Source organism: Anaerobacillus sp., assembly GCF_046314235.1.
In the GTDB taxonomy this organism is placed as follows: domain Bacteria; phylum Bacillota; class Bacilli; order Bacillales; family Anaerobacillaceae; genus Anaerobacillus.
In genome coordinates this window covers 77881-102735 of sequence record NZ_JBKBWN010000007.1, presented here as the reverse complement: position 1 = coordinate 102735, position 24855 = coordinate 77881, and the positions used below count along the sequence as shown (strand labels likewise).

General features: G+C 37.7%; 16 protein-coding genes. 3 read left to right on the top strand and 13 right to left on the bottom strand.

Annotation, left to right across the window (positions count from 1 at the left end; genetic code table 11):
- Positions 1–2: 2 nt before the first annotated feature.
- From hutH to ACK4M9_RS11655, 5 genes are all read right to left on the bottom strand, one after another.
- Entirely contained in the window at positions 3–1520 is a 1518-nt protein-coding gene (gene hutH / locus ACK4M9_RS11675; RefSeq protein WP_409850582.1) for a histidine ammonia-lyase, read from the bottom strand.
- Between the two features lie 198 nt (positions 1521–1718).
- A complete protein-coding gene (hutP, locus tag ACK4M9_RS11670; protein WP_409850580.1) occupies positions 1719–2168 on the bottom strand; it encodes a histidine utilization transcription antiterminator HutP in 450 nt (149 codons plus the stop codon).
- A gap of 1139 nt (positions 2169–3307) precedes the next feature.
- The gene (locus ACK4M9_RS11665; RefSeq protein WP_409850578.1) at positions 3308–4708 is read right to left on the bottom strand and encodes a Na+/H+ antiporter NhaC family protein; all 1401 of its coding nucleotides are present in this window, start codon (positions 4706–4708) and stop codon (positions 3308–3310) included.
- A gap of 535 nt (positions 4709–5243) precedes the next feature.
- Positions 5244–9476 (bottom strand): tetratricopeptide repeat protein, encoded by a 4233-nt coding sequence (locus tag ACK4M9_RS11660; RefSeq protein WP_409850576.1) that lies wholly within the window; start codon positions 9474–9476, stop codon positions 5244–5246.
- 480 nt (positions 9477–9956) lie between these two features.
- Positions 9957–10073, bottom strand: a complete 117-nt coding sequence (locus tag ACK4M9_RS11655) for a DUF6254 family protein (protein WP_409850574.1) — start codon at positions 10071–10073, stop codon at positions 9957–9959.
- A 142-nt stretch (positions 10074–10215) separates the two neighbouring features.
- On the opposite strand from ACK4M9_RS11655, the gene ACK4M9_RS11650 reads away from it, so the two are divergent.
- Positions 10216–11466: an erythromycin esterase family protein gene (locus tag ACK4M9_RS11650; protein WP_409850572.1), complete on the top strand. Its 1251-nt coding sequence runs from the start codon at positions 10216–10218 to the stop codon at positions 11464–11466.
- Positions 11467–11826: 360 nt separating this feature from the next.
- A complete protein-coding gene (locus ACK4M9_RS11645) occupies positions 11827–12552 on the top strand; it encodes a DUF421 domain-containing protein (protein ID WP_409850570.1) in 726 nt (241 codons plus the stop codon).
- Positions 12553–12575: 23 nt separating this feature from the next.
- Here ACK4M9_RS11645 and ACK4M9_RS11640 read toward each other — a convergent pair whose 3' ends face one another.
- The 4 genes from ACK4M9_RS11640 to ACK4M9_RS11625 all read right to left on the bottom strand — a co-directional run bounded on the left by ACK4M9_RS11640 (position 12576) and on the right by ACK4M9_RS11625 (position 16002).
- Complete coding sequence (locus ACK4M9_RS11640; protein WP_409850568.1) at positions 12576–12977, bottom strand: hypothetical protein; 402 nt, start codon at positions 12975–12977, stop codon at positions 12576–12578.
- 165 nt (positions 12978–13142) lie between these two features.
- Entirely contained in the window at positions 13143–14192 is a 1050-nt protein-coding gene (rlmN, locus tag ACK4M9_RS11635; RefSeq protein ID WP_409850566.1) for a dual-specificity RNA methyltransferase RlmN, read from the bottom strand.
- A gap of 103 nt (positions 14193–14295) precedes the next feature.
- On the bottom strand, positions 14296–14766 hold the full coding sequence (locus ACK4M9_RS11630; protein ID WP_409850564.1) for a hypothetical protein: 471 nt from the start codon (positions 14764–14766) through the stop codon (positions 14296–14298).
- 249 nt (positions 14767–15015) lie between these two features.
- Entirely contained in the window at positions 15016–16002 is a 987-nt protein-coding gene (locus tag ACK4M9_RS11625) for a CAP domain-containing protein (protein WP_409850562.1), read from the bottom strand.
- Between the two features lie 382 nt (positions 16003–16384).
- Here ACK4M9_RS11625 and ACK4M9_RS11620 point away from each other — a divergent pair, with 382 nt between their 5' ends.
- Positions 16385–16588 carry a hypothetical protein gene (locus tag ACK4M9_RS11620; protein ID WP_409850560.1) on the top strand — a complete coding sequence of 68 codons (204 nt, stop codon included), beginning with the start codon at positions 16385–16387 and terminating at the stop codon, positions 16586–16588.
- Positions 16589–16760: 172 nt separating this feature from the next.
- On the opposite strand, the gene ACK4M9_RS11615 is transcribed toward ACK4M9_RS11620, so the two are convergent.
- The 4 genes from ACK4M9_RS11615 to ACK4M9_RS11600 all read right to left on the bottom strand — a co-directional run bounded on the left by ACK4M9_RS11615 (position 16761) and on the right by ACK4M9_RS11600 (position 24609).
- Positions 16761–19250 (bottom strand): S8 family serine peptidase, encoded by a 2490-nt coding sequence (locus ACK4M9_RS11615; protein WP_409850558.1) that lies wholly within the window; start codon positions 19248–19250, stop codon positions 16761–16763.
- Positions 19251–19613: 363 nt separating this feature from the next.
- The gene (locus ACK4M9_RS11610; protein WP_409850556.1) at positions 19614–22049 is read right to left on the bottom strand and encodes a S8 family serine peptidase; all 2436 of its coding nucleotides are present in this window, start codon (positions 22047–22049) and stop codon (positions 19614–19616) included.
- Positions 22050–22183: 134 nt separating this feature from the next.
- On the bottom strand, positions 22184–22828 hold the full coding sequence (locus tag ACK4M9_RS11605; protein ID WP_409850554.1) for a response regulator: 645 nt from the start codon (positions 22826–22828) through the stop codon (positions 22184–22186).
- A gap of 20 nt (positions 22829–22848) precedes the next feature.
- Positions 22849–24609 (bottom strand): GAF domain-containing sensor histidine kinase, encoded by a 1761-nt coding sequence (locus tag ACK4M9_RS11600; protein ID WP_409850552.1) that lies wholly within the window; start codon positions 24607–24609, stop codon positions 22849–22851.
- Positions 24610–24855: the final 246 nt, after the last annotated feature.

Genomic DNA, 24855 nt, shown 5'->3' with positions numbered 1-24855 from the left:
CTTTAGTTGTTAGTAATTATTTCAAAATTTTCTAAGATACAAGACTCTTCTTTTAACCATTTATTTAATGCTTCAATATCTTTTGCAAAAACTCGATCCGCTTTAATTGATGGGACAATTTTTCGAGCACCATCATAGAATTCTTTCGTCATTGACGCCATTCTTTCTATTCCTCTAATTTCACAGGCTTGCAGCGCACAAATCGCTTCAATAGCTAGGACACGACGAACATTCGTTATAATCTGGTAGGCGTGTCGAGAACCAATTGTTCCCATACTGACATGGTCTTCCTGGTTTGCAGATGAAGGAATTGAATCAACGCTTGCAGGATGAGCCAATGTTTTATTTTCAGAAACTAGTGAAGCGGCAACGTATTGCATGATCATTGCTCCTGATTGTAAGCCAGGCTCAGGACTTAAAAAGGCTGGTAAGTCATTTAACTGTGGATTCACTAGTCTTTCAATCCGGCGCTCGGAAATATTAGCAAGTTCGGCCATCGCAATTTTTAAGAAATCCATTGCAAAGGCAATCGGCTGACCGTGAAAATTGCCCCCCGAAATGACCTTATCCCCATTTTCAAAAATTAACGGATTATCTGTGGCGGCATTCATTTCGATAAGTAACTTTTCTTTAACGTAATTTAATGTTTGCCAAGTTGCTCCGTGAACTTGAGGAATGCAACGTAGCGAGTAGGCGTCTTGAACGCGGATCTCTCCTTGTTTCGTTGTCAACTTACTGTCTGCTAAGTAAGTTCGGATTCGCTTTGCTACGTCAACTTGTTCCTGATAACCACGAGCCAAATGGATATTTTCATCGAAGGCATCAATAATTCCTTGTAAGCCTTCCATTGTTAGTGAGGCGATTAGTTCTGCTTGATGGGCGATTTTCTCTGCTTCGAGATAAGCTACGACCCCCATCGCCGTCATCGCTTGCGTTCCATTAATGAGTGCGAGTCCTTCTTTAGCCGTTAAAGTAATTGGGAAAATCCCCTCATTTGTTAATGCCTTCATCGCTGTTGTTTTTTCACCTTTGTAAATAACTTCTCCTTCTCCAATCAAAGCGAGGGCGAGATGCGATAACGGAGCAAGGTCGCCACTAGCACCGAGGGAACCCTGCTGGGGAATGATTGGATGAATTTGAGCATTCGCTAACTTTAATAGCTGCTCAATAACAACTGGACGAACACCTGAAAAGCCCTTTAGTAATGCATTTGCTCGAAGAATAATCATCGCTCTAGAGACAACTTCAGGAAACGGATCGCCAACGCCGCAAGCATGTGAATAAATTAAATTTAGTTGGAGTGATTCCACATGTTTCTTATCAATATAGACATCGCTAAATTTACCAAAACCCGTAGTAATTCCGTAGACAATTTTTTCATCATCAACGATTTTTTCGACCGCTTTACGGCTTGCGATTACTCTTTCAATACTCTCAGTCGATGCTGTGACTTCTTCGCCGTGAAAGAGAATTTTATTTATTTCCGAAAATGTTAACGTTTGCCCTGTTAATGTGATCAAGACCCTTCTCCCCTTTACTAAACTAAAGTGACAATAGAAAAGGGGCTATATCAAGGAAATCACGTTGATTTCACTGATATAGCCCCCTAAATAACTAATTTACTATGGGCATTATATAAAGTTTTGGAACTTAAGACTATTTAAGTTTACTTACCCGCTCAACCGGAAAATCTCCTTATACAGGGCGACGCATATGATCTAAATATGATTTATCCCTAAACCGATCGTTTCATGCTCGGAGCCTTTGACAGGTGCCCCAATCGTTCCGTAAAGGCAGACCGCTAACCAATCGCCTTCAGCTTCATTTTCATAAGGATTGCCACGAAGGATTGAGAAGCTCAAACCTACAGTACGTAAAACAGAGCCGATTTGCACTTGTCCTCTTGTAACACCACTTAAAGCCTCCATAATAGCGTGGTATAAAGCGTGTGACTCACGGTAAACATCGCTTTTGATAACCCCATTTTTCTTGGCTGCCGTTTCGATGGCTGCGACAACTTTGTTCGCTTCCATAGAACCAACCTTTCCAGTGCAACTTCTCCAGCCTAGTTCACTTATAAACTTCTGTTGCTCAGCTTGATCTTGTTCACTAAGGATAAGCAAGATCGCTAATCGCCCTATGCGGCGATCTTTACTAAATGATGTCATATTAACAACTCTCTCATTAGTCTAAATTGTCTAATCAACTAAAATACTAATACTTAAATTGTAAGCGCTTAAAAGTTGGAAGTCAATGAATATTCATACAATTATAGAAAATGAGAGGAATCATACTATATTTTTGTATTAGGTAGGTTACTTTCGCTTAATTTTACTATGACAATATTGTTGACAATTTCATTGTTATCACTGGTTCACATGCATTTTCTCGGCCCGGCAATAAATTTTAAAGTCTAGCCGATTTCGCCTCTAGTAAGATCAATTTGCAGGACACCAAATCCTAATATCTGGTATATTCGGTCCGCTAAGCTGTCTTTCAAGGACATCAAATCCTAATATCTGGTATACCCGGTCCACTATGCTGTCTTTCAAGGACACCAAATCCTAATTTCTGGAATATCCTTTCCGGTAAGCTATCTTTCAAGGACACTATATCCTAATATCTGGTATATTCAGTCCACTATGCTGTCTTTCAAGGACACTATATCCTAATATCTGGTATATTCAGTCCACTATGCTGTCTTTCAAGGACACTATATCCTAATATCTGGAATATCTAGTCCACTAAGTTGTCTTTCAAGGACATTAATTCCTAATATCTGGAATATTCGGTCCGCTAAGCTTTCCTTCAAGGACACTAAACCCTAATTTCTGGAATATTCGGTCCGCTAAGCTTTCCTTCAAGGACACTAAACCCTAATTTCTGGAATATTAAGTCCACTATGCTGTCTTTCAAGGACACTAGATCCTAATATCTGGAATATCCGGTCCGCTATGCTGTCTTTCAAGGACACCACATCCTAATATCTGGTATATCCAGTCCACTAAGTTGTCTTTTAAGGACATTAATCCCTAATATCTGGAATATCCGGTCCACTATGCTGTCTTTCAAGGACACCACATCCTAATTTCTGGAATATCCGGTCCGCTAAACTGTCTTTCAAGGACACTATAACCTAATATCTGGTATATCCTGTCCGCTAAGCTGTCTTTCAAGGACGCGAAATCCTAATTTCTGGAATACCTGGTCCACTATGCGGTCTTTCAAGGACACTAAATCCTAATATCTGGAATATCCGGTCCAGTGGAACTAATTTAATATTCTCCTCCCCATAGACTCACTCTACCTACATCAAAAATGACATTCCAGTATACAAAACTACCGAAATTCCTGCGGCAATTAGGGCTGGTTTCAATTTAAAACGAGCGTAATCCATCACGGACAACCCTAATATTTTTGCAATTGTGTTTGTATCATCGCTAAGAGGGGAGGCAAATGCGCCAAATGATCCGCTCGCAAAGACTGCACCAATAATAAGTGGTAGTGAAACATCACCAGCTAACGAAAGAGATACACCTAGTGGCATGAGTATCCCCCACGTTCCCCATGCTGAACCAATAAAATAAGAGACGAGGGCCCCAAATGCAAACATTAATGGTGTAATAAACATTGTTGGAATCCAATTTGTATGGGCTGTAACAAAGCCTGTGAAACCCAAATCATCAGTTACAGATGACAAGCCCCAGACAACTGATAGTAGCACAATTACTGACATTAAATCGTTTCCACCTGTAATAAAACTATTGATTAAACCTGATAATGTAAATTTTTGAAAAAGAAAAAAGGCAATCGAGAGAAAAACGGTAATCAATAATGCAACAACCATTGCTTGAAGAACATTCGCATTAATAAACGCTTCAAAAAAAGAGTACCCTTGTAGCGCTCCGTCCCACCAAGTTAAAAATAACGTCAAACCGATTACAATCACGATCGGCACGAGTAAATTCCATGGCTTTATCGGAAGATCTTTGGAAACGGCCGGATGACAGTCATGCCAATCTTCTTGGTCCTCTCCGTCGATCATCGTTGGCTCGTCTGTATGTGAAGGATGAAAAAAACTCAAATAAATACCCACTAAAATGATCGTAATCGCAAAAAAGTTAAACGGAATACTTTGAATAAATAACGAGTAAGGCTCAAACTGGCCTCCGACATTTTCTACTGAAATTTGAATGACCGATACCATATAACCAACAAAAGCAGTAGCAACAGGGATCAAAACAATCAGTGGCGTTGCTGTAGACTCAATGACAAAACCGAGTTCTTTCGTAGACATCGGCACTTTTTTCAATAACGCCTTCATAATCGGCGTAATCGTTACAAAGCGAAAGGTCGGCGCAATAAAAGTTCCGATCGTAGAAATGTAAGTAATCGTAAGCGCTTGTTTTTTTGTTGTAATTTTTTCAGCAGCTTTTTCAACAAATCCCTTAATTCCTCCTGTTGCCTTAATCATGCCGACTAAACCGGCAAACGAATAAAGAAAAACAACAATCTTAATATTATTTTCATCAATAAGAGCTTGAACAACATATAAAAGAAATGTTTGCATTCCGCCGAGCAATGTAGGCGATAGTAAATAGCATCCCATTAACAATCCAGCAATCAAGCCTGGCAGAACTTCTTTTGTAAAAATTGCAATTGGAATGACTACTAAAAAAGGAATAATGGATAACCAACTTGCTTCCATACCAAATCCTCCTAATTAATACATGATTTGCTTAGCATGTGAATACGGAGGGATATTATGTATTGTCATTTGAGGAGAGTCACTAAATAAGCATCATTAAATGAAATCCGACTGAGATTCCCTAATATGAGTCTCTAAATGGAATCCGACTGAGATTCCCTAATATGAATCTCTAAATGGAATGCGACTGAGATCCCCTAATATGAATCTCTAAATGGCATGCGACTGTAATTCCCTAATTATTAATCTCTAAATGGAATGCGACTGTGAATCCCTAATTATGAATCTCTAAATGTGATCGACTGTAATTCCCTAATATATAAATGAATACGGTATCTAAATTGGTGGGCGGTATCCATCTGCTAGTTACGATAAATTAATGGCAAACGTAACAGTGCGAGCACCTTTTTATGGTTATGAAACAATTTCCTGGAGAAGCGACAAAGAGTCTGTTCAAGCTTACTTCACTTCTACAATAAAAAAATAGTAGTACAAACCATGGCCTTGGTCTGTACTACTAATGTTAGTATGTTTGTTATTTCAATAACTTCCTTACTTTTTTAACCATTAACGGATTAGTCTTTAAAGGTTCTAAATCTGGATCTGTTTCGGCTAAGTTGCGGTAATAGCGATCTTCAAATTCATTTGTTATAGCAAATTGAAGGTGTTCAAAGGCTTCATCAACATGGCCAATAACGGACAAGAAACATGCTTTATTGTAATGCCCATTTACGTTGTCCTCATCTAAATCTAGTAACTGATCCGTATAGTGCAAGGCTTCTTCTGTTCTGCCTTGTAGATGAACAGCAATGCTGAGTTGCGTGTAGGCGTCAATATACTCAGGATCAACTTGAATTGCTTTATCTGCCCATTCTTCCATCTTCTCATAGTCACCAAGTTGTTGATACAAACAACTTTTCAAATAATATGGGTTGCAAAGATGTGGATCATTTTCAATTGCTTGTTCTAGATGATAAATAGATTTTTCAAATTTTCCGAGATTTAAATAAAATTGTCCTAGATTGTTGTGTATCGCTGCAAGTTCTTTTCCTTCTGCAAGGCAGCGAGTTAAAAGATCAATTGCCTGTTCATACAACTCAGTATTTGAAGAATCCCAATGTTCCAGCGTAAAATAGCCAAGGTAAAACGCGAGATCAAAATTCCAACCTTTTTGAAGATAATGCTGCAGCTCGTCTTTGGCAACCACAATACCACCACCATGCTGACAGTGGTACTCACAAAGCCAATTAATTCCAACGCCATTGTTTGGATTGAGCTCATATGACAATTTAAATAATTCAATGATCTTGGGCTCTAGGAGCTTAATCTGCTTTTTTGTTATAAACGATTTAAACAGTGCCTTTGAAGTAGCTATTTCATCTTTGATCGCAGCTAAAAAGCGAACCAACGCATTTGCTGCATGCATCATTACGATACTTTTATCTTCATCTGTCAGCTGTAAATCGATTAACAATTCCTTACAGATACTAACTTTTCTACTGTCAATGACCGAACCCAATAAAATATTGTATAAATGCTCGTTCTCTAAATCCGCTTGGATGAGCTCTAAACAGAGTTCGATCGCTTGCTCATAGCGTTCTTGTTTGAAGCAGACATTCGCATAATGCTGAAGTAATCCTTCTTGTTTGGGATCAATCGCTAAAGCCTCTTCGATTAAAACAGCTTCGCGGTTTAGGTCCTCTTGCACCTCTGCTATAAACGCTAATGTTTGTAATCGCCAAACTTCTTCTACTTCCCCTTGAATGGTTTCTAAATATTCCTCGACGTCACTTAACTTGCCCACTTGATCAGATGACTCCAAGAAATATTCAATATCCAAATCATCTGGACATTGTTTAAACGCTAAAAAGAGATAATAATGCTCTTTCTCAGGATTATTAGCCACTTGCTCTATGTACGCTAAGCGCATATAGGCAACCGTGAAAGCTTCGTCAACTTCTAAGCATTTTTGATAAAAAGGCTTTGCTGTTTCGTAATTTTCTTGATTGAAGCTCAATTCACCGAGTCGATACAAAGGGAACGTACTTCCTTGATCATGTAACGCTTTACGATACCAATTTTCAGCTACGTCTAATTGTCCGTCAGTTTCATATAAACATCCAATGTAGCAGATTAGATTTGTGTCGCCAGGATACTCAGTTTCTAACTGGCTTTCTAAAAACAGCCGCCCTCTCTCGTTGAACGCAGTGTTCTCTACTAAATTCACATAAAGATTCCAACTGTATTCAAGGTTTGGTGGTGCCTGAGATAGTCCTGCCTCTAACCACTGTAGCGCCTGTTGTTCGTCTTCCTCGACTAAAGAATGGTGCATTAGCCATTCACCTGCATCTATGAGAAATACCGGATTTGTTAAAAACTTCTCCGTCTCCTCTTTCAAGAAACGAATAGCTACTTCAGCTCCTTCTAGCTCATTAACAACCTTCGTGTACTCTAAAATTGGTGCTGCCTCGTCTCGATGATGTTCAATGACTTTTTGATAACAAGCTTTCGCCTCATTAAACCTATCTTGAGCAATATAAAAATCACCAAGTGTCATTAATAACGAAAAATCTGTCTCATTTGAATTGCTCAACCCTTCGTTAATTTCAGCAATCGCTTTTTCATAGTCATCATAGGTATACGCATAAATACTAGCAATCTCGACGTAAGGAAAAGGGATATGTGGGTCTAATTGTTTCGCAACTTGAAACCCTCTTAACGCCTGATGAATCCTTCCTAATTTTTCTTCACACCGAGCCCGCTCATACCAAGCATGGCCATGTCGTTTTTCTTCTTTTAACAACTCACTATATAAGTTCATAGCTTCCTGATACTGTTCTTCGCTAAATAAAATATATCCATAATTCATCCGATTCCAAATATCATGCCGGTTTATATCAAGTGAAATCTCAGAGTAAAGTATTGCTTTCTCTGTATCGCCTCCATAATAAGAACAAAGCGACAAGTACGACCACGTATCGTAGTGATCATTCTCAACCTTCAATGCTTCGTAAAAATGCGCACTTGCTTCTGAATACTCTTCGTGATCATATGCCATTCTTCCTAGTAAAAAATGATACAAGTGGACGTGCTTATTTTTCACGTCAGACAGAATTGCTTTCGCCCCATCATAGTTATTCGCGCGAGCATAAGCATAGGCAATAATTAACTTGAAGTAGTCTGAATCAGGTTGAATTTCTAAAATTTTCTGAGATGTTTTCATTAACAGATCTATGTCAAAATCTTTTTTCGAATAGAACTTCACGACGTAAGACATCGCGTATAATGATTGCTCGTTTTCGGCGAACGCTTCAAATTCTTTTACAGTAGTCACTTCATTTATCTCGAAGCGATCTGAAAACTCATATATTTTTTGAACAAGTTCATCCTCTGCTCTGTTTAGCGATGAGAGCTTCATTTCTTCCTCATTAGGAATAATCGCGATCGATAAACATTGATTATTCCCATAATGTTTTTCAAATTCAGAATAGGTAATTGCAAATGGTTCAGGGAAATTAGGATCTTGAAGATAAAATGCCTTCAGATTATCATCATAGCCCTTCACTAATTGAACGTGAGATGAATTTGGGTAATCTAGACAGACGATAATAGAAACCCCACTATCGGTCAGTGATTGATAATTCTCAACTGTGCCAAAAAAGTACTGAGCCGTCATCTGTAATTTTTTTAAATACTCGATAGCAACCGATAGTCTTGAACCATTAATCCGAAAAATCGAGTCAGCTATTACTTCTTGATCCTTGACGATCCCGTATCTAGCTAAAAGCATTGAAATAGTTGCTGGAACACAAAAGTTATATTTTTGAACAACTACATTTGTCGGTAACAGAACGATCTTATTTTGATCATACGTGTCACAAACTTGGTATGCGTGCTTAAAAAGTTGCGGCTGCTTCGAAACAATCTCTTCGAACGCTTGATAATCTCCTTTATGATAATAAATTTGCGCTCTCGCATACTGAAAATAATGTCTGTAATCATGAAACGGAGTTGTCTGTTCAAGTTGAGAAATTTCATGTAAAAACTCGTCTTTTTTCTCTAACTCTTTTAACCTTTTAGCCTTCTCCAAACGTAACGGTAAATAATATGGAACATGGGAGATCCCTTTTTCAATTATTTCAAGTGCCTCTTCAGTCTTCCCTTCAGACAAATAAAGAGCCTGTAGTAAGCTGTAGCAGTATTGAGGTTTCGGATCCTCTTCAATTCCTTGTAAAAAATACTGTTTAGCGGTCTCCCATTCACCTTTTTGATAGTAATAGGAACCCCAGCGGTCAAACAATGGTTCAGTGGCAATTTCTTCTAGCAACTTCATATATTGAAACGCTTCACCAAAGCGTTTCATCTCCATTAACGCATGGGCAAGTGCCCAATATGCTCGTTCTAATACTTTTTTATCTAACGACGATTGTCGGGTTTTAATCATTTCTTTTAACTGTTCATCGGCTTCTAGGAATTTCCCGGAATAATTTAGCTCATGACATTGTAATACCTGTGTAAATGTACTTTTGGTGTAACGGTTTACCATTTTCACTAGTAAACTACTATATCTACTCATTAAGCTAGCATCTAACAAGCGAAGCAAAGGTAGCAAATCCTCTTCCTTAATTGACTTTGCCAGTTGTTTTAGTTGGGAATAGGATTGAATTTCCAACACTTTTTGGTTAGCTAACAAGAGTGCGCGATCGTATTTAATTTCTTTACTAAGGGAGACGATTTCATCTATAGCTATACTTAGTTTTTCAGTCATCGTAATGTTAGCTCCTTTAACTTCATTTTCATATAACAAATATAGCATGTTTACAAACTTTATATTAGACCATTATATGGTGATTTTTTTCCTTCAGACCAAATACTATAGGCGCTTATATAAGCCGTGATAACGGCAAGCAAAGAGGCTGGGACAAAAGTGTCTGACACAACAAGGATCCTACTAAATATAGACGTACAGATGTATCATATGTCTATATTAGGTGCCTGGCGTTGTCTACCCTGTAAATAGCATCTACAGGAAAGTTCACTTTCTTCGACTGGATGTTTCGTGTCGATCATATTTACATCCGTGTTGGTGAAAGTGAACTTTCATTGTTGTCTACCCTGTAAATAGCATCTACAGGAAAGTTCACTTTCTTCGACTGGATGTTTTGTGTCGATCATATTTACATCCGTGTTGGTGAAAGTGAACTTTCATTGGTGTCAGAAACTTTGTTATGTCTCAGCCTCTTTATCGCTACCCTTTTTTTGCTTCATTAGCTAGTCGTTTGAAGGACTTTACTTTCCCATGAGGATTTTGCGCTTCTTTGCGTGCTCGAAATTGGCGATCCTCTTGTGACTTCGATTGTGTCATTGATTACCCACCTTACTTTAATTTGATTTTTCGGAACTGCATCTTATTTTTCCGAAATGCAATTCATACTATCCAAACATTTATTTACAATTTCAGGAGACTTTTATGGACTTCTGTTCATACTAAAGTAGAGGTGATTACTATGATTAAAACTAACCAATTCATTGATCTGATCAGTAAACACGCTATTCGTTTTACTGACATAAATGATTTACAACCATTAATAAACAAAGCAAGCACTGCAAAATATGTTTTACTTGGCGAAGCAAGTCATGGGACGAGTGAGTATTACACAATACGTACCGAAATGACGAAAAAATTGATTAAAGAGCATGGTTTTTCGTTTATTGCAGTTGAGGGAGATTGGCCTGCTTGTTATGAAGTAAATCGCTACATAAAAGGTATGACATCAGAGTATTCGAGTGCTGTAGAAGTTTTAAAAAAATCATTTAACCGTTGGCCAAGTTGGATGTGGGCAAATCAAGAGATGGTTGACCTTATTGAATGGCTCCGTTCATACAACGAAAAATTAGAAGGAGATAAAGTTGGTTTTTATGGACTTGATGTCTATAGTTTATGGGAGTCGATGGAAGCAATTGTCGACTATTTAGAAAAGATAAAGTCACCCAACCTTGCAAAAGCATTGAATGCAATTGAGTGCTTTGAACCGTTTCAACGGAAGCCAGAGCAGTATGGAATTTCTGCAGCTTTTTACGGAGAAGATTGTATGAGTGAAATTCTCGAACTATTGCAGACCATCCAACACAATAAAAAAACTTATGATGAAGATCCTGAAGCTTCACTTAACTTAAAAATTAATGCGATTGCTGCAAGTAACGCTGAGCACTATTATCATACGATGGTAACAAATCATAACGAGTCTTGGAATATCCGTGATCGTCACATGACTGAGGTATTGCACTATATTGGAAATCATTATGGGACAGACGTAAAAGGCATTGTTTGGGAGCATAACACCCATATCGGTGATGCTAGGGCGACCGATATGGCTAGTGAAGGGATGGTAAATGTAGGGCAGCTTACCCGAGAGCAATATGGTGAAAAAGACATTTATGCAATTGGCTTTGGTACCTACAAAGGAACGGTTATCGCTGCCGACAAATGGGGGGCAAAAGCAGAAGTTATGTCTATTCCAAATGGCGCACCTGGTAGTTGGGAAGAAGTGGTTCATAAAGCAGGAGCTTTTAATAAATATTTCATGTTTACTGAAGAAAACAAAAACTACTTTAATGAAATACTCGGTCACCGTGCGATTGGTGTTGTGTATCATCCACAGTATGAACACCATGGTAACTACGTACCCTCCCGAGTCTCAGATCGATATGACGGATATATTCATGTAGAGGAAACGAAAGCATTAACACCTTTATAACTTGAATCAAAAACTATAAATAGAATAGACAATGTGATTCCGATACGAAAAGAGCTTGGATTGAAATTAAACTTACCTCGTCTAGGAGAGTGCGTGTCACAAAAGAGGCATTGCATTGCTCACAAGCTCTTTCAATTAAAATTAATCAAACGTTTAATTAACTATTTTTCGCTATTTTTATACAACATTCATGATCACCCGATCTCAACCCTGAATGAATATTTCAGCCGACTTCTAAAAAACGTATTATTAATTTTCATTTCATAGTCCCATAATAATTTTGTATTTATATTGCTATCTAACATTTTCTTTTACTCCTTTGGGAAAAATAGGCGAAAGCTTTGCTAAAGGAGATTAACCATGCTAGAAACGGTAAAGGACTTATATCTTGTATTTGGTAGAATTATTACTATCCTTCCATTATTGTTATTAATCACTATTTTTATGGGTAAGCGTGCGATTGGAGAATTACCTATTTTTGATTTTTTAATCATTGTTACGTTAGGCGCTGTAGTAGGTGCTGACATTGCCGATCCAAATATTCATCATTTCCCAACTGCTGCAGCAATCGTCTTTATTGGCCTTTTCCAGAGAGTTGTTGCTAAATGGAAAATATCTAATCGGAAATTTGGGAGATTAATTACGTTTGAACCAACAGTTGTTGTTCAAGATGGAAAATTTCTAGATAAAAATCTAAGGAAAAATCGGTATTCAATCGATAATATACTGCAAATGCTTAGGGAAAAGGACATTTTCGATCTTAACGAAGTAGAAACTGCGATCCTTGAAGCCAATGGTTCTTTGAGTGTGTTAAAAAAGCCAAATAAGAAACCTGTAACTCCAGAAAATCTAAATATCGTTAATACAAACTCTGTCATTACCTTCCCGGTTATTATGGAAGGGACCGTTTACACCAAAGTGTTACTAGACTTCCATTTAACTGAAAAATGGCTACACGAGCAACTAATGAAGCAAGGAATTACCGACCTCAAAGACGTCTTTTTCGCTTCAATAAACCACAATCTCGAATTACATGTTTCCTTAAAGGATGATCGAAAAATTATCGTTCCTCCGATCCTACACTAGAAGCTAGACAATGCCCTAGCTTCTTATTCTGCCTCCTTTTTCGACCTAAGGAGAAAAAGTGAAGTTATAATTCCAAGCAAGCTGATAAGAATGTAGATGAGGAAGTTTTCTATACCAGCCAATGATCCTCCACTTTCAGTCCATGGGTATTGAAACACTGATAATTGATCTTCTAAATAAAACGCCCGGTATAAGAAAATTAAACTGACAACGTGGAATGAAACTGAGAGTAAGAAAACAGCAACCCCTTTAAAAATTAGTAACCCGGCTATCGTTAGCGGAAATATTGCTATAACGGTTAGTAAGCCTAGCTTCATGGCTGTGGTGTGATGCTGTATATGCAAGAAATCTAGTGGCATAACAAAGAAGAGATATATGGTGAGACTGAAGAGGAACGCAATTCCAAATACAATACTGTTTTGCACAATTTTTCACTCCTCTCTTTTCAGGAGATAAATTGATTTATTGTTAGTACAATATATGGACAAAATTAGTGTCTTGCGCCAATATAAATTAAATATTCAGAAAAATAAACAAAAAGAGTGACTGCTTATGTTGCAATCACTTCTTTAAAATCCTTTTATCGTTTTCTAAATTTGTTTACTTCTTAATTGCCCACAGGCCGCATCAATATCGGTACCATGCTCTTTGCGAATACTAGCATTAATACCTTTTTCCCTTAACACTGTGTAAAAAGCAAATACGTCATCTCGCTCACTTCTTTGATATTGATCATGCTCATCAACTGGATTGTACGGGATTAGGTTTACCGATACCTTTTTCCCACGAGAGCCAATGAGTTCTGCGAGTTCAAGGGCTTGCTCTTTTTGATCATTTATTCCTCGTAGTAAGATATATTCTAACATGACGCGTCGATTTGTTTTTTCTATATAGTAATCCATTGCTCCCATTAATTTTTCTAATGGAATAGCACGGTTAATCTTCATGATTTTTGTTCGAAGTTCATTGGTGGGGGCATGTAAAGATATTGCTAAATGAACTTGTAAATTTAAATCCGCAAACTCGTAGATTTTTTCAGAAAGACCGCTCGTCGATACGGTGATATTCTTTGGTGCGAGCTCTAAGCCTTTTTGATCTTTAATAACTTCAATAAAATTTACCATGTTCTCAAAGTTATCAAATGGCTCTCCAATTCCCATGACAACAACGTGAGTGACTGTTTGGCCTTGTTCAAATTGATCAAGATGATGTTGGACCTTCATTATTTGTTCGACAATTTCACCACTTGTTAAATCACGCGTTTTTGTTAACAATCCACTCGCGCAAAAGCTACAACCAATGTTACACCCTACTTGTGTTGTCACACAAACTGATACCCCGTACCTTTGTCTCATTAACACTGTCTCTATAAGGTTGCCGTCCTCGAGCTTAAATAAAAACTTAATTGTCCCGTCCGATGCTTCTTGTTTAATATGTTCGTTCATCGTTTGAATTACAAAATTCTCCGATAGTAGTTCAATACATTCTTTTTGAACATTGACCATTTCCGTAAAATCCTTTACCCGCTTTCGGTAAAGCCAGTCCCACACTTGTAAGGCTCGAGACTTTTTGTAGCCATGCTGAATTATCCAGGCTGTCAACTGCTCTATTGTCAATCCATAAATGGATGGTTTAATCATTGCTTACCCTCTTTTCAAGATGTTAATGGCTATTGTAATTAGTTCAGATTCTACCCTATTCTACTGAAAAGAATTACAACAAGCAAACGGTATGCAATAATAATTATTCTTTTTTCAATATTTGGTCGACCATAGTTCTCATCGAGAATATCACTGTTCGTTTATATCGAATGGCTAATATTAAAACCTTTATTTGTTGCATCCGGCTTAATTTTTGAAAGCGGGGCTCTTGTTTTAAAAAAGCTCGAACGATGGACCAGCTTTTTAGGCCCATGGGGAAATCATCTAGAGGTTGTCTTTTACGAAAACGATTAAACCATGATTTAACTTCAGCGTAATTGCTATCATCAATAATACATGGTGCATATATGTTTTTTGTATACTTTTTTAAATACTCAAAACGATCAAGTCCGCTTAAGATCGTGTAACTGCCGTCTTTAGTATTTTTTTTTACAACTAAAATATTCATACAGTCCCACATTAATCGACGAAGTTTCCTTATGTGAGTTGTTACCTTTATTGACGGATCAGGCTTGATCTTACTCAAGGCAATATAATGGACTGTAAACCTCATTTACATCCTCTCCTCAAATCAATTTCATGTATAATACGTTACATTCATGACAGGAGCTTCGTAATTCTTTAGAGGAATTTAGTCTTCGTAATTAGAGTGTCTCTAAAATCTTATTCATACGTATCGGTAAATATTCCTCTCTTATGATTAACAAGAAGAAAAATAAACCCTTTGAATGAATATAACCAGAACTTTAATTTAGAAAATAACGATAAAAATGGCGACTCATCAACTGAGTCACCATCTTAATTATTTTCTAATAAACATCTGTGTCCAGTAATGCCCATTTTCATTGTATCCTACGCCAATATGAGTAAAGTCTGCACTTAAAATATTTTTTCGATGCCCTTCACTGTTCATCCATGATTGAACGACTTGTTCAGGGGTTCGTTGACCTTGGGCAATGTTTTCACCTGCAGATTTATAAGCTACTCCGTGGTCTCTGATCATATCAAAAGGTGACCCATGAGTTGGACTTGTATGAGAGAAGTAATTATTTTGTTGCATATCATCTGATTTCACTTTAGCAACATTACTTAATTGTGTATCAGCCTGATAATCAGGCAACCCATTTTTTCTTCTTTCAGCATTTGTTAATTCAATAACTTTTGCTGCTGCATTATTGATCCCCTCTGCAGCAGGAGTCGGCGCTTTTGGTTGTTGTTGCTCAGTCTGTGGCGTTTGAGGTGCTGGTGTTGGCGTTGCAACTTCTGGCTTCTCTACTGGTGCTTTTGGTTGCTGTTCTGGCACTTCTTGTTTTGGCGCTGGCTGAGCTTCTTGTTTTGGTGCTGGCACAGGTTGAGGTGCTGGCTGAGCTTTTTGTGGTGCTGCCTCAGGCTGAGGTGCCGCTGTCTCCTTCTGCTGAGGTGTCGGTGGTACTTGTCCAGTTTGTTGACCTGTACCATGTTTAACACTTACGCCGCCCTCTACGACAAACTTATACTTCGCTTGCTGAATTTGAATTGCCTTTGTATGAGGATATTTATCACTCGAAATATCCGTATTGGCATTCGAAATTGATCCGTACGGGTTGATTTGTGCGTCCATTTGGCCGCCACCCATCAGTTGTTCTTCTTCGTTCAAACGATACTCATCGAAGGTTTGAGTATCTCCAGTACCAAATCCACCATATGGCTCCATATTCCTCTCATCTTGGGCCTGATTAAAGTTACAGCCGACAACCGTTAGTAAAAGCAAACAGATTGTATAAAATTTTATTTGTTTTATTTTCATCATAGGGACTCCTTATATGTTATTTGTTTCTTTCCATCCTTATTTTTCTCCAATGTTTAAAAACTATAGCTACTAAATGATGAGAATACCTAGAGAATTTCTGGAAATATATAATCTTCAGAGTATATAGAAAGAAACAATTAAGCCCACTTTGGATGGTGTTCATTCCAAGTGGGCTTATAGGCTTAGCTATACAAGGTAAATTTACCTATATTGTCCATTGATTTTTATTTTTACACACTACTTATGTCTCAACTATTGTTTAACGCTTAATAACCCCTCTAAAAACTATACAGGAAATCGTATAGACCACTAAGCGCAACTACTTGTCCTAATGGCGAAAGCCTTAATAGAATTTCAAAAAAATAAGTTAGGAGAACCAATAATGATCAACTCAAATGTAACCTACATACCAAGACAACCTCTTGTTCCAAAAGCTAGTCAAATCCATGCTGGCACAGATCGCCGCCAGAGTCACCAAGTAGTTAATAGTACTAATGGATCTTCGAAAACAGAAAATCAGATCGCATTTTCCGATTTCCTTTCAGCTGCTTTAAATAGAAGAAAAAAAATGAACAAACGCGCATAGTGAATAATAATTTAATAAAAAAAAGAGGTCGTTCCAAAAGTGGCCACTCACCTCAAAGTGATACTATATTACAGGAATCGATGTTGGTACTCGATCTATTTATAGTAGAAGAGGTGACTGCTACCTTTACTTTTGGGGAGCCTCTTGTTTAGAAATATTTTAATCAACCTGCCTAATTTAAATATGCATTGTAAAATCTAGTCATTGCTACTGCAAAATCAGCACGGGTTATTGATTCGTCTGCTTTAAATGATGCTTCTATTGTTGGGTTTAAATCATACTTTCTCTGGACTACTGTAAAGTAGGCATTTATTATATTTAAATCTAACGCTAGTTGAACATAGCCTTTTAGGTCTTCTGAAATAAGGTGCTGGTCTACAAGAGGTACTCGTTCATCTCCATATTGCACAGTTACATCTCCTTTATGTTTTAACGCTTGATCTTGCAACCCTAAACTTTGTACAAGCGAATAAGCAAGCTCCTCACGGGAAACATCACCTTTAGAGTTAAATTTCCCTCCTTTAGAAAGCATAACACCGCTCGAGATTTGCTTACTATCACGTAGTGTTGCTCCCTTCGCAGTAACTGCCTTGATAAAAGGCAAGTCATCTCTTTTTACATCCTGAAAAGATACTTCATTTAGTGATTGACGAATACCAGCCCCCATTACAAGGTATTTGGCTAGATCCTTTCTTTCAAGCTTTGCATCTGGATTAAAATTCCCATTTGGTAACCCATCAAAAAGCCGCTCCTTAACTCCAAGTTTTATCGCCATTTCTGCATCGTGATTGGAGATATCTGCTAAACCAGAGAAATCACTTACAGTAGCAAAAGCTAATGTGCCCTTTACTTCCTCAGGAACACCTATCCCAATTGGATTAACTTCATTCCCCCGAAGACCACGAATTTCTGCTTTCCACGTTCCTGGTTGCGGACTATTTACAGATACCGTCCGAGTAGATTCCAATGTAAATAATAAGCTAATTCCTGAACTATACTCTGTGCCATCTGGTGCAATTAAGATAAGGTTAATTGGATTACCTGTCTCATCCATAATCCCTCCCCCATCAACTTGAGCAACGATCCCAGAAATGCCATCTTTCACTTCAAAGTTTGTATAATTACCTGATAGAGTAACTGGGTTGTAAGAGACAGTGAAATCACTTCTTTCGACGGCTACCTCAGCATTACTATTAAACTTTTGGTTACTATTTAAAGTAACTCCGTATTGGCCATTATAGAAGAAGATATCCTCTAACGCGGCAAAGGCATTTACATAACCTGCCCCTACTTCCCACTCCTCACGTCCAGGCATATTCGTTGCTGTTCTTTGCAGAATATCCTTTACTTCATCAGGTGATAGGCGCGGATTTGCTTCAAGCATTAAGGCGACAATTCCAGCAACATGTGGTGTTGCCATCGATGTACCGCTCATTGATGTGTAATATGGTAAGTAAGCTGGTTCAATTAGTTCTATATCTTTATCAGCTGAAAGTGCAGATAATGGTGCAACCACTCTCGTCGAAATGATATCTACCCCAGGAGCTGTTACAGTTGGTTCATCGCGCCAAGTCCATTCTTTACCATCCGCGATAAATGTACCACCCTTATCTTTTGTACCTCGAGAAGAGAAATTAGCTAATGTCCCATCCTTAACTCCAGCCGCTACAGATATAACCCACGGAGCTTTTGCATATGGGTTGTGGGTATTTTCAGATGGACCTTCATTTCCTGCTGCGAATAAAACAACAATACCACGGTCATATGCTTTCTTACTTGCAACGTTAATCGGATGGTCAGGGTTAAATTCTCCAGAAGATCCCCACGAGTTAGTAATTACGCGAATATCGTATTTCGCTTGATTTGTTATCGCATAATCAAATCCGCCGATACCATCTAATATAAATAATGCTCCTCCCGAACCATAGCCTATTAAGCTAGCTCCAGGTGCAACACCTTCGTATTTCCCTCCTGATTTCGCACCAGTCCCACCTACTGTCCCTGCTACATGTGTTCCGTGTCCTGAATTTGTATCAGTATTAATAATATTTTCAGTGTAAGTAATTGGCAGTACCCCACTTAGTGCATTTAAGTTTGTTGTTCCTAAAACATTTTGGACAAGGTTTTCACCAAACTTATGGTCATCATGTGTTCCATCGACGCCACTATCATTTATAACAACTCCTACTCCTCTCCCCGAAACTGGGAAGCCACCATTTTCTTTGCGAATTTCATCGTTTGTACGAACTTTATTAACACCGGTCAAATCTTTTGAATCAGCATTGAGAAATTCTAATTTTGTATTTAAATAGATTGAACGTACTTCATCACTTTTTGCTAATTGTTCGACTTGTTTCTTACTTGCAAGCACGCCGGCAATTGGAACACTTTTCATCAATAGTGCCTTGTTTATTTCTAGTTTCTCTAGCAAATTTATTTGTTTTGTACTCGGAGGACCATCCCCGTGAAAAGTGACAATTACATCTACCAATCCAACTTCTGTACTTAATACTTTTTCTAACTGTGGATCAATCGTCGTTTTTAAACTTCCAAGTGTTTTGTCAACGAGCCCACCGAGCGCATTTGTTTGAGTCGCCGTTAAGTTGACAAAAGGCGCAATGACAAGTATCGCGATAAGAAGTTTCAAAAAGTATCGTTTCATATATTCATCCCCTTAATAAATATTTTGTTACTATATTTATTATCTAAAATTCGAAGATTTCTGACTATTACACAAAGGTTGTAATCTAAATTGCATCAGTACTATTTCTTTTCGTACAAAAGGATTATTGTTGAGAAGTATAGGTACTATATGCTTGAGCTAGATTGTTAACGTCAATTCAGCTAAACCACTCTAAGATAATCATTTACTTATTTTATGTATAAGTAGGCACTCTGTAATGCCACTGACTCTCCAAACATGGTCAGCAGTCAAACCAACCCCTAAATGTCTCCAAGTAAAAAAAGCTTGAAATTCCTCTCAAGCTTTTTCAGTATTTAACATTTAGTTTTTTTTAAGACATTGTTACGGTTGTAAATATGTTGCATAATACCTTGTAACTGCTACTGCGAAATCTCCACGACTAATTGCTTCTTCTGGGTTAAAAACAGCTTGAACTGTTGGTTGGAGGTCAAACCTTCCCTGGCTGACATTAAAGGTTGCATTAAGGATATTTAAATCTAAGGCAAGTTGGACGTAGCCTCGCAAATCAGCAGGGATTCGCTCAGCATCTTCAACTTTCACTCGTTTATCGCCATATTGAACGGTAACATCACCTTGGTGACTTTGAGCTTGAGCTTGTAACCCTAAACTTTGGACTAATGAGTAAGCTAACTCTGCTCGTGTTACCGAATTGTTTGGATTAAAACTTCCGTTTGCCGATAATCGCATTACACCATCGTTCGTTTGATATACATCCTGCAAGGCAGCTCCTTTTGCAACAACAGCACTCACATAAGGATTAGCGATGTTCTCCGATAAACTTTGGCGGATACCTGTACCCATGACTAAGTATTGGGCCAATTCTGCTCTAGTTAATTTTTGATCTGGGCGGAACTTTCCGTTATGATATCCATCTAATAAACGGTGGGTAACACCTACTTTTATGGCTGCTGCTGCTGGGTGATTACCAATGTCATCAAGTCCCGAAAATTCACCGGCCTTTTTAAATGTTAACTCCCCAAGGATTGTCTCAGGTAGAGCGATCCCGTTTAATCCATCCACCTTTACAGTCCATTTTCCTGGTTTAGGAGCAGCTACTTGTACGGTTCGATTTGTAGTTAAAGTAAATAACAACGGAATTCCTGAACCATAAACATTTCCATCAGGATCAACTAACGATAACCTAACTGTGTTTCCCGTTTCATCCAGTAAGCCCTTTGCATTAATTCTTGCTACTAATTCTGTTAAGCCACTCGCTACATCAAATGTGAGACTTCCTCCTAATAATGGATTATAAGTAATCGTAAATGACTCTCTTGTTGTATCCATAGTCGCATTTGCATGGAATGTTTGATTCATATTTACTGTTTTACCGTATTCCTTACTAGTAAACGTTTGATCTACTGCTGCATAGGCGTTAATATAGCCAGCCCCAACTTCCCAAGCCTCATAACCTGGCATATTTGTTGCTGTTGACTCAATAATTTGCTTTACTTCTAATGGTGATAATTTTGGGTTTGCCTCAAGGATTAAAGCGACAATCCCGGCTACGTGAGGCGCTGCCATTGATGTCCCACTCATTGTTGTATAATAAGGAAGATACGCTAGATCAATTAATTCAGCATCCTTTGTTGCACCTAAAGCCATTGTTGGCGAGATAACACGAGTTGAAACAATATCTTGACCTGGTGCTGTAATCGTCGGTCTGTCTTCCCAGCGCCATTGTTCACCGTCAACAGTAACAATTCCACCTTTTCCTTTTAAGCCCCGAGATGAAAAGCTAGTTAGTTTCCCTTGCTTTGTACCTGCAGCAACTGTAATAACCCAAGGGGCTTTTTTATAATTTCCTGTAATTGTTGATTCACCTGGTCCTGAGTTCCCAGCAGAAAATACCGTTACAATTCCACGATCATAAAGCTTCTTTGTTGCAACGTTAACAGGATGGTTGGGATCAAAATCAGTTCCTGCATCACTTGTCGCTCCCCAGGAATTTGTAATGACACGAATGTTATATTTTAGTTGGTTTGTCAGTGCATAATCAAAACCACCTATTGTATCTAGGATAGCTACCCCAGCACCAGAGCCATATCCAATCAAACCGGCTCCTGGGGCAACACCTTCATATTTCCCTCCTGATTTAGCACCTGTTGCGCCAACAATTCCAGCAACATGAGTCCCATGACCTGAACTATTATCGGTATTTGGGACACCTTCTACATAAGTAATTGGCAAAAGACCAACTAAAGAATTTAAATTTGTAGATGCCAAGACATTTTGAACGAGATGATTCCCAAACTTATGATCATCATGAGTACCATCGACACCACTGTCATTGACAACAACTGTTACACCTTTTCCAGATACAGGAAGACCACCATTCAATTTTCTCATTTCATCATTTGTTCTTACTTTATCTACACCTGTTAAAGCTTTCGCTTCCGCGTTTTCAAATTCAACTTTACTATTGTAATACAAAGAACGAACATCCTTCTCTTGACTAAGTAATTCAATTTGTTCTTTCGTTGCTAAAACTCCAGCAATCGGAAAATTATTTAAAGTAACACCGGTTTCAATTCCAACCTTTCTTAATAGATTAAGATTTCCCTTCGATGGCGCACTATCTCCTGCAAATGTAACGAGGACTTCCACAGGTGATGTCACTTTTTCAAACACTTTTTTTAGTTCAACGTCAATTACCGCTCCTTGTTGTTGGCTTGCTGTTACCTCACGAGGTAAACTGTACGAGAATAACGATAAAACAACCATTAAAATTAATACTCTCGAAAAATACTTTTTCAATACGTTCTCCCCCTTCATAAAATCTGAATATTTTAAAAGTTAACTTAATTATCTCTTTTTATTTAAGACAAAACTATTACTCAGAAGTTATAAAAAAAAAGGCAGAAGTACTGTATTGTACTACTACCAAAGTATTATTCATTTCGGGTCGGAACTAGTTGATACTGGATTGCGTGAATAACTGCCTGAGATCTACTTTTAACATTTATCTTTTTAAAAATTTTACTTACATGGATTTTGACCGTCTTATCACTAATAAATAGATTTTTTGCTATTTCCTTATTGCTTAATCCTTGCACTAAGCAGGTAAGTACCTCTTTCTCTCGTTCTGTTAGTTCCGTTTCTTTCACCCCATTATTTTGCTGTTGATGAAACGTTAATAGCTTTTTCGTCATTGTAGGATGTATCACCGCTTCTCCTCTCATAACCGTTCTTACTGCTCCTACTACTTGTTCAGACGGCGCATCTTTAAGAAGATACCCATCAGCACCTTCTCTTATCGCTGACATAAAATACTCTTCATGACTGTGCATCGTTAAAATTAAAACTTTTATCTCTTTAAATTGCTCTTTTATTTGCCGAGTTAAAACTACACCATTCTGATCGGGCAAATTAATATCCATTAAAATTACATCTGGTTTTAACAATCCTACTTCTTTAATGGCCATTTCAGCTGATTCTGCTTCGCCTACGACAATTATATCCTCTTCCATCTCAAAAATACTTTTTAAACCGTCTCTTAATACCGTGTGGTCATCAATTAGCATGACTTTAATCAATGGAAAGCCCTCCTTTTAGTTCAACGTTTTGGTACTTGTAGCTTGATGTTCGTTCCCTCTCCATGACCACTTTCAATTTGTAAAGACGCCTCGATTTTTTTAGCTTCTTCATTCATACTAATAATTCCGAAATGAGAACCGTTACGTGCCTTAATCATTGCATCCATTAGAGAAAAACCTTTACCATTATCTTTGATCTTTAGAAGAACATGCTCGGTTTGGTAACTTAAATGAACTTCTACTTTTGAAGCTTTCGCATGTTTTATGACATTTTGTAAGCTTTCCTGCAAAGTATCGAACATTACTTTTTCGATTTCATTATCAAGAATGATCGGTTCTCCGTGTACATTGAAAGAAATAGGTAGACCATGCTCGTCCTCCAAAATCGAAATTCGCTTTTGAATTGCCTGTTCTAGGCTTACATGCTCAGTAGGGTATGGACGTAATGCATAAATGACTTCCCTTACTTCTTTTAAACTATGGCGAAGTTTTTCAAGGGTATCATCAATCATAACTGACGATTGTTTGGGGCTTAACTCTAACTTTCGTTTTACTGTTTCAAGTTTCATAATGCCACCAGCTAATGTTTGTGCAATACCATCATGGATTTCTCGAGCAATTCGATTCCTTTCCTCGAGCAAAACTCGTTTTTCTTGTTCAGAAATTAACAGCCTAGTTTTTACGACTACTGCTAGCTGATTGGCTAATGCCGATATGAGATTAATATCTTCCTCGTTAAAACTATATGTCCTACTTCTTGCCACAACAAGCATCCCTACAAGCTCTTTTTCAATAAATAATGGTGCATAGACAGATGCCTTTAACCCTCCTTCAATTAAATTCCTTGCTGGACCGATTTCTTTACGATGATCAGGAAAAACTGTTGTATTTAAGATCGTCTCGAAATTGGTGTTATCAAACTCACTTTGAATATCCTTGTCCACTCGCCCTTCAAGGAGGACTAACTTCCATTTATCTTTATCGTTGATCCAAAGCATCGTTGCTTCTACACCTAATAACTCTTCAACCCCGTACTGTAGGGAATGAACCCAATCTTTTGAAGGAAGTCGTTTATTTAATTGTTTTGTAATTGAGAATAGCGTCTTTAAACGATTTTTTTCCTTTCTTAATCGTGAATTACTAGCCCCTAATAAAGATAACCCGATCAGCGGTGAAAAAAAGAAAAAAAAGGAAAAACCATCAACAATGCCTCGGTTTTGCTCCCCGAGCACATATAGTAAAATGACGTAGCATAACGAAAAAAGGAAACTAAGAAACTCTGTAAATGTCTTTTTCTTCCATAACGTCATTGGATACGGTTGTGGTCTAATCAACAGAACAACATCTACTAATGTATTGTTAATCATGTAAAATAAAGTAGTTACAATGATAATCTCGATTAGAAAAGTATAGTTAGAGATTGTCACCATTGGAAAGATTGCAAAAAAAAGTAACATTAATCCCTTTGCAGATAAATAGCTTAGGACTAGTTGGGTCGGGTTAAACGCTAAAACCCTAAACGGGCGCTTATGAATTAAGTTAACAATTAAGACAATTAACGCATAAATACTAACTAATACAGGTAAACCGTAGACAAGATCAATTGTAAAAATAATCGGAAAACTTAAGGTAGTATAGCCTCTCCAAACTGGAAATGGATAGTATTCGGTAATTCCTAAAAAAGCAACTAGCAAGAAGAAAATAACAAAATGATCAGTCACCTTAAAATAATACATACTTATGATGACGGCTAAGAAACCTAATACTGAGACAGATGACATATAAATATTCGCTACTTGCTCTTTTTTCTGTAAATTAGCCTGAGTAATAGAACATCCCCCCTAGTTGAACTACTTTAATTATACAGAAAAGATTGAATATTATGAATGTATTTGCTCACTTTAACACACTAATATACGATTAAAATAAAAAACCGGCACTGGTCTAATGGGAAACCCACTAACCAATTGCCGGAAAACGATTTTTATCGTTTCTTTAATTTAACCTAAGTTTTCTATTAATTACAA

Excerpts from the sequence above, each read along its gene's own strand:
- ACK4M9_RS11615 (WP_409850558.1), bottom strand. The coding sequence starts at position 19,250 with ATGAAACGATACTTTTTGAAACTTCTTATCGCGATACTTGTCATTGCG.
- ACK4M9_RS11650 (WP_409850572.1), top strand. The coding sequence starts at position 10,216 with ATGATTAAAACTAACCAATTCATTGATCTGATCAGTAAACACGCTATT.
- ACK4M9_RS11660 (WP_409850576.1), bottom strand. The coding sequence starts at position 9,476 with ATGACTGAAAAACTAAGTATAGCTATAGATGAAATCGTCTCCCTTAGT.
- ACK4M9_RS11600 (WP_409850552.1), bottom strand. The coding sequence starts at position 24,609 with ATGTCATCTGTCTCAGTATTAGGTTTCTTAGCCGTCATCATAAGTATG.
- ACK4M9_RS11630 (WP_409850564.1), bottom strand. The coding sequence starts at position 14,766 with ATGAGGTTTACAGTCCATTATATTGCCTTGAGTAAGATCAAGCCTGAT.
- ACK4M9_RS11665 (WP_409850578.1), bottom strand. The coding sequence starts at position 4,708 with ATGGAAGCAAGTTGGTTATCCATTATTCCTTTTTTAGTAGTCATTCCA.
- ACK4M9_RS11655 (WP_409850574.1), bottom strand. The coding sequence starts at position 10,073 with ATGACACAATCGAAGTCACAAGAGGATCGCCAATTTCGAGCACGCAAA.
- ACK4M9_RS11625 (WP_409850562.1), bottom strand. The coding sequence starts at position 16,002 with ATGATGAAAATAAAACAAATAAAATTTTATACAATCTGTTTGCTTTTA.
- ACK4M9_RS11620 (WP_409850560.1), top strand. The coding sequence starts at position 16,385 with ATGATCAACTCAAATGTAACCTACATACCAAGACAACCTCTTGTTCCA.
- rlmN (WP_409850566.1), bottom strand. The coding sequence starts at position 14,192 with ATGATTAAACCATCCATTTATGGATTGACAATAGAGCAGTTGACAGCC.
- ACK4M9_RS11645 (WP_409850570.1), top strand. The coding sequence starts at position 11,827 with ATGCTAGAAACGGTAAAGGACTTATATCTTGTATTTGGTAGAATTATT.
- hutP (WP_409850580.1), bottom strand. The coding sequence starts at position 2,168 with ATGACATCATTTAGTAAAGATCGCCGCATAGGGCGATTAGCGATCTTG.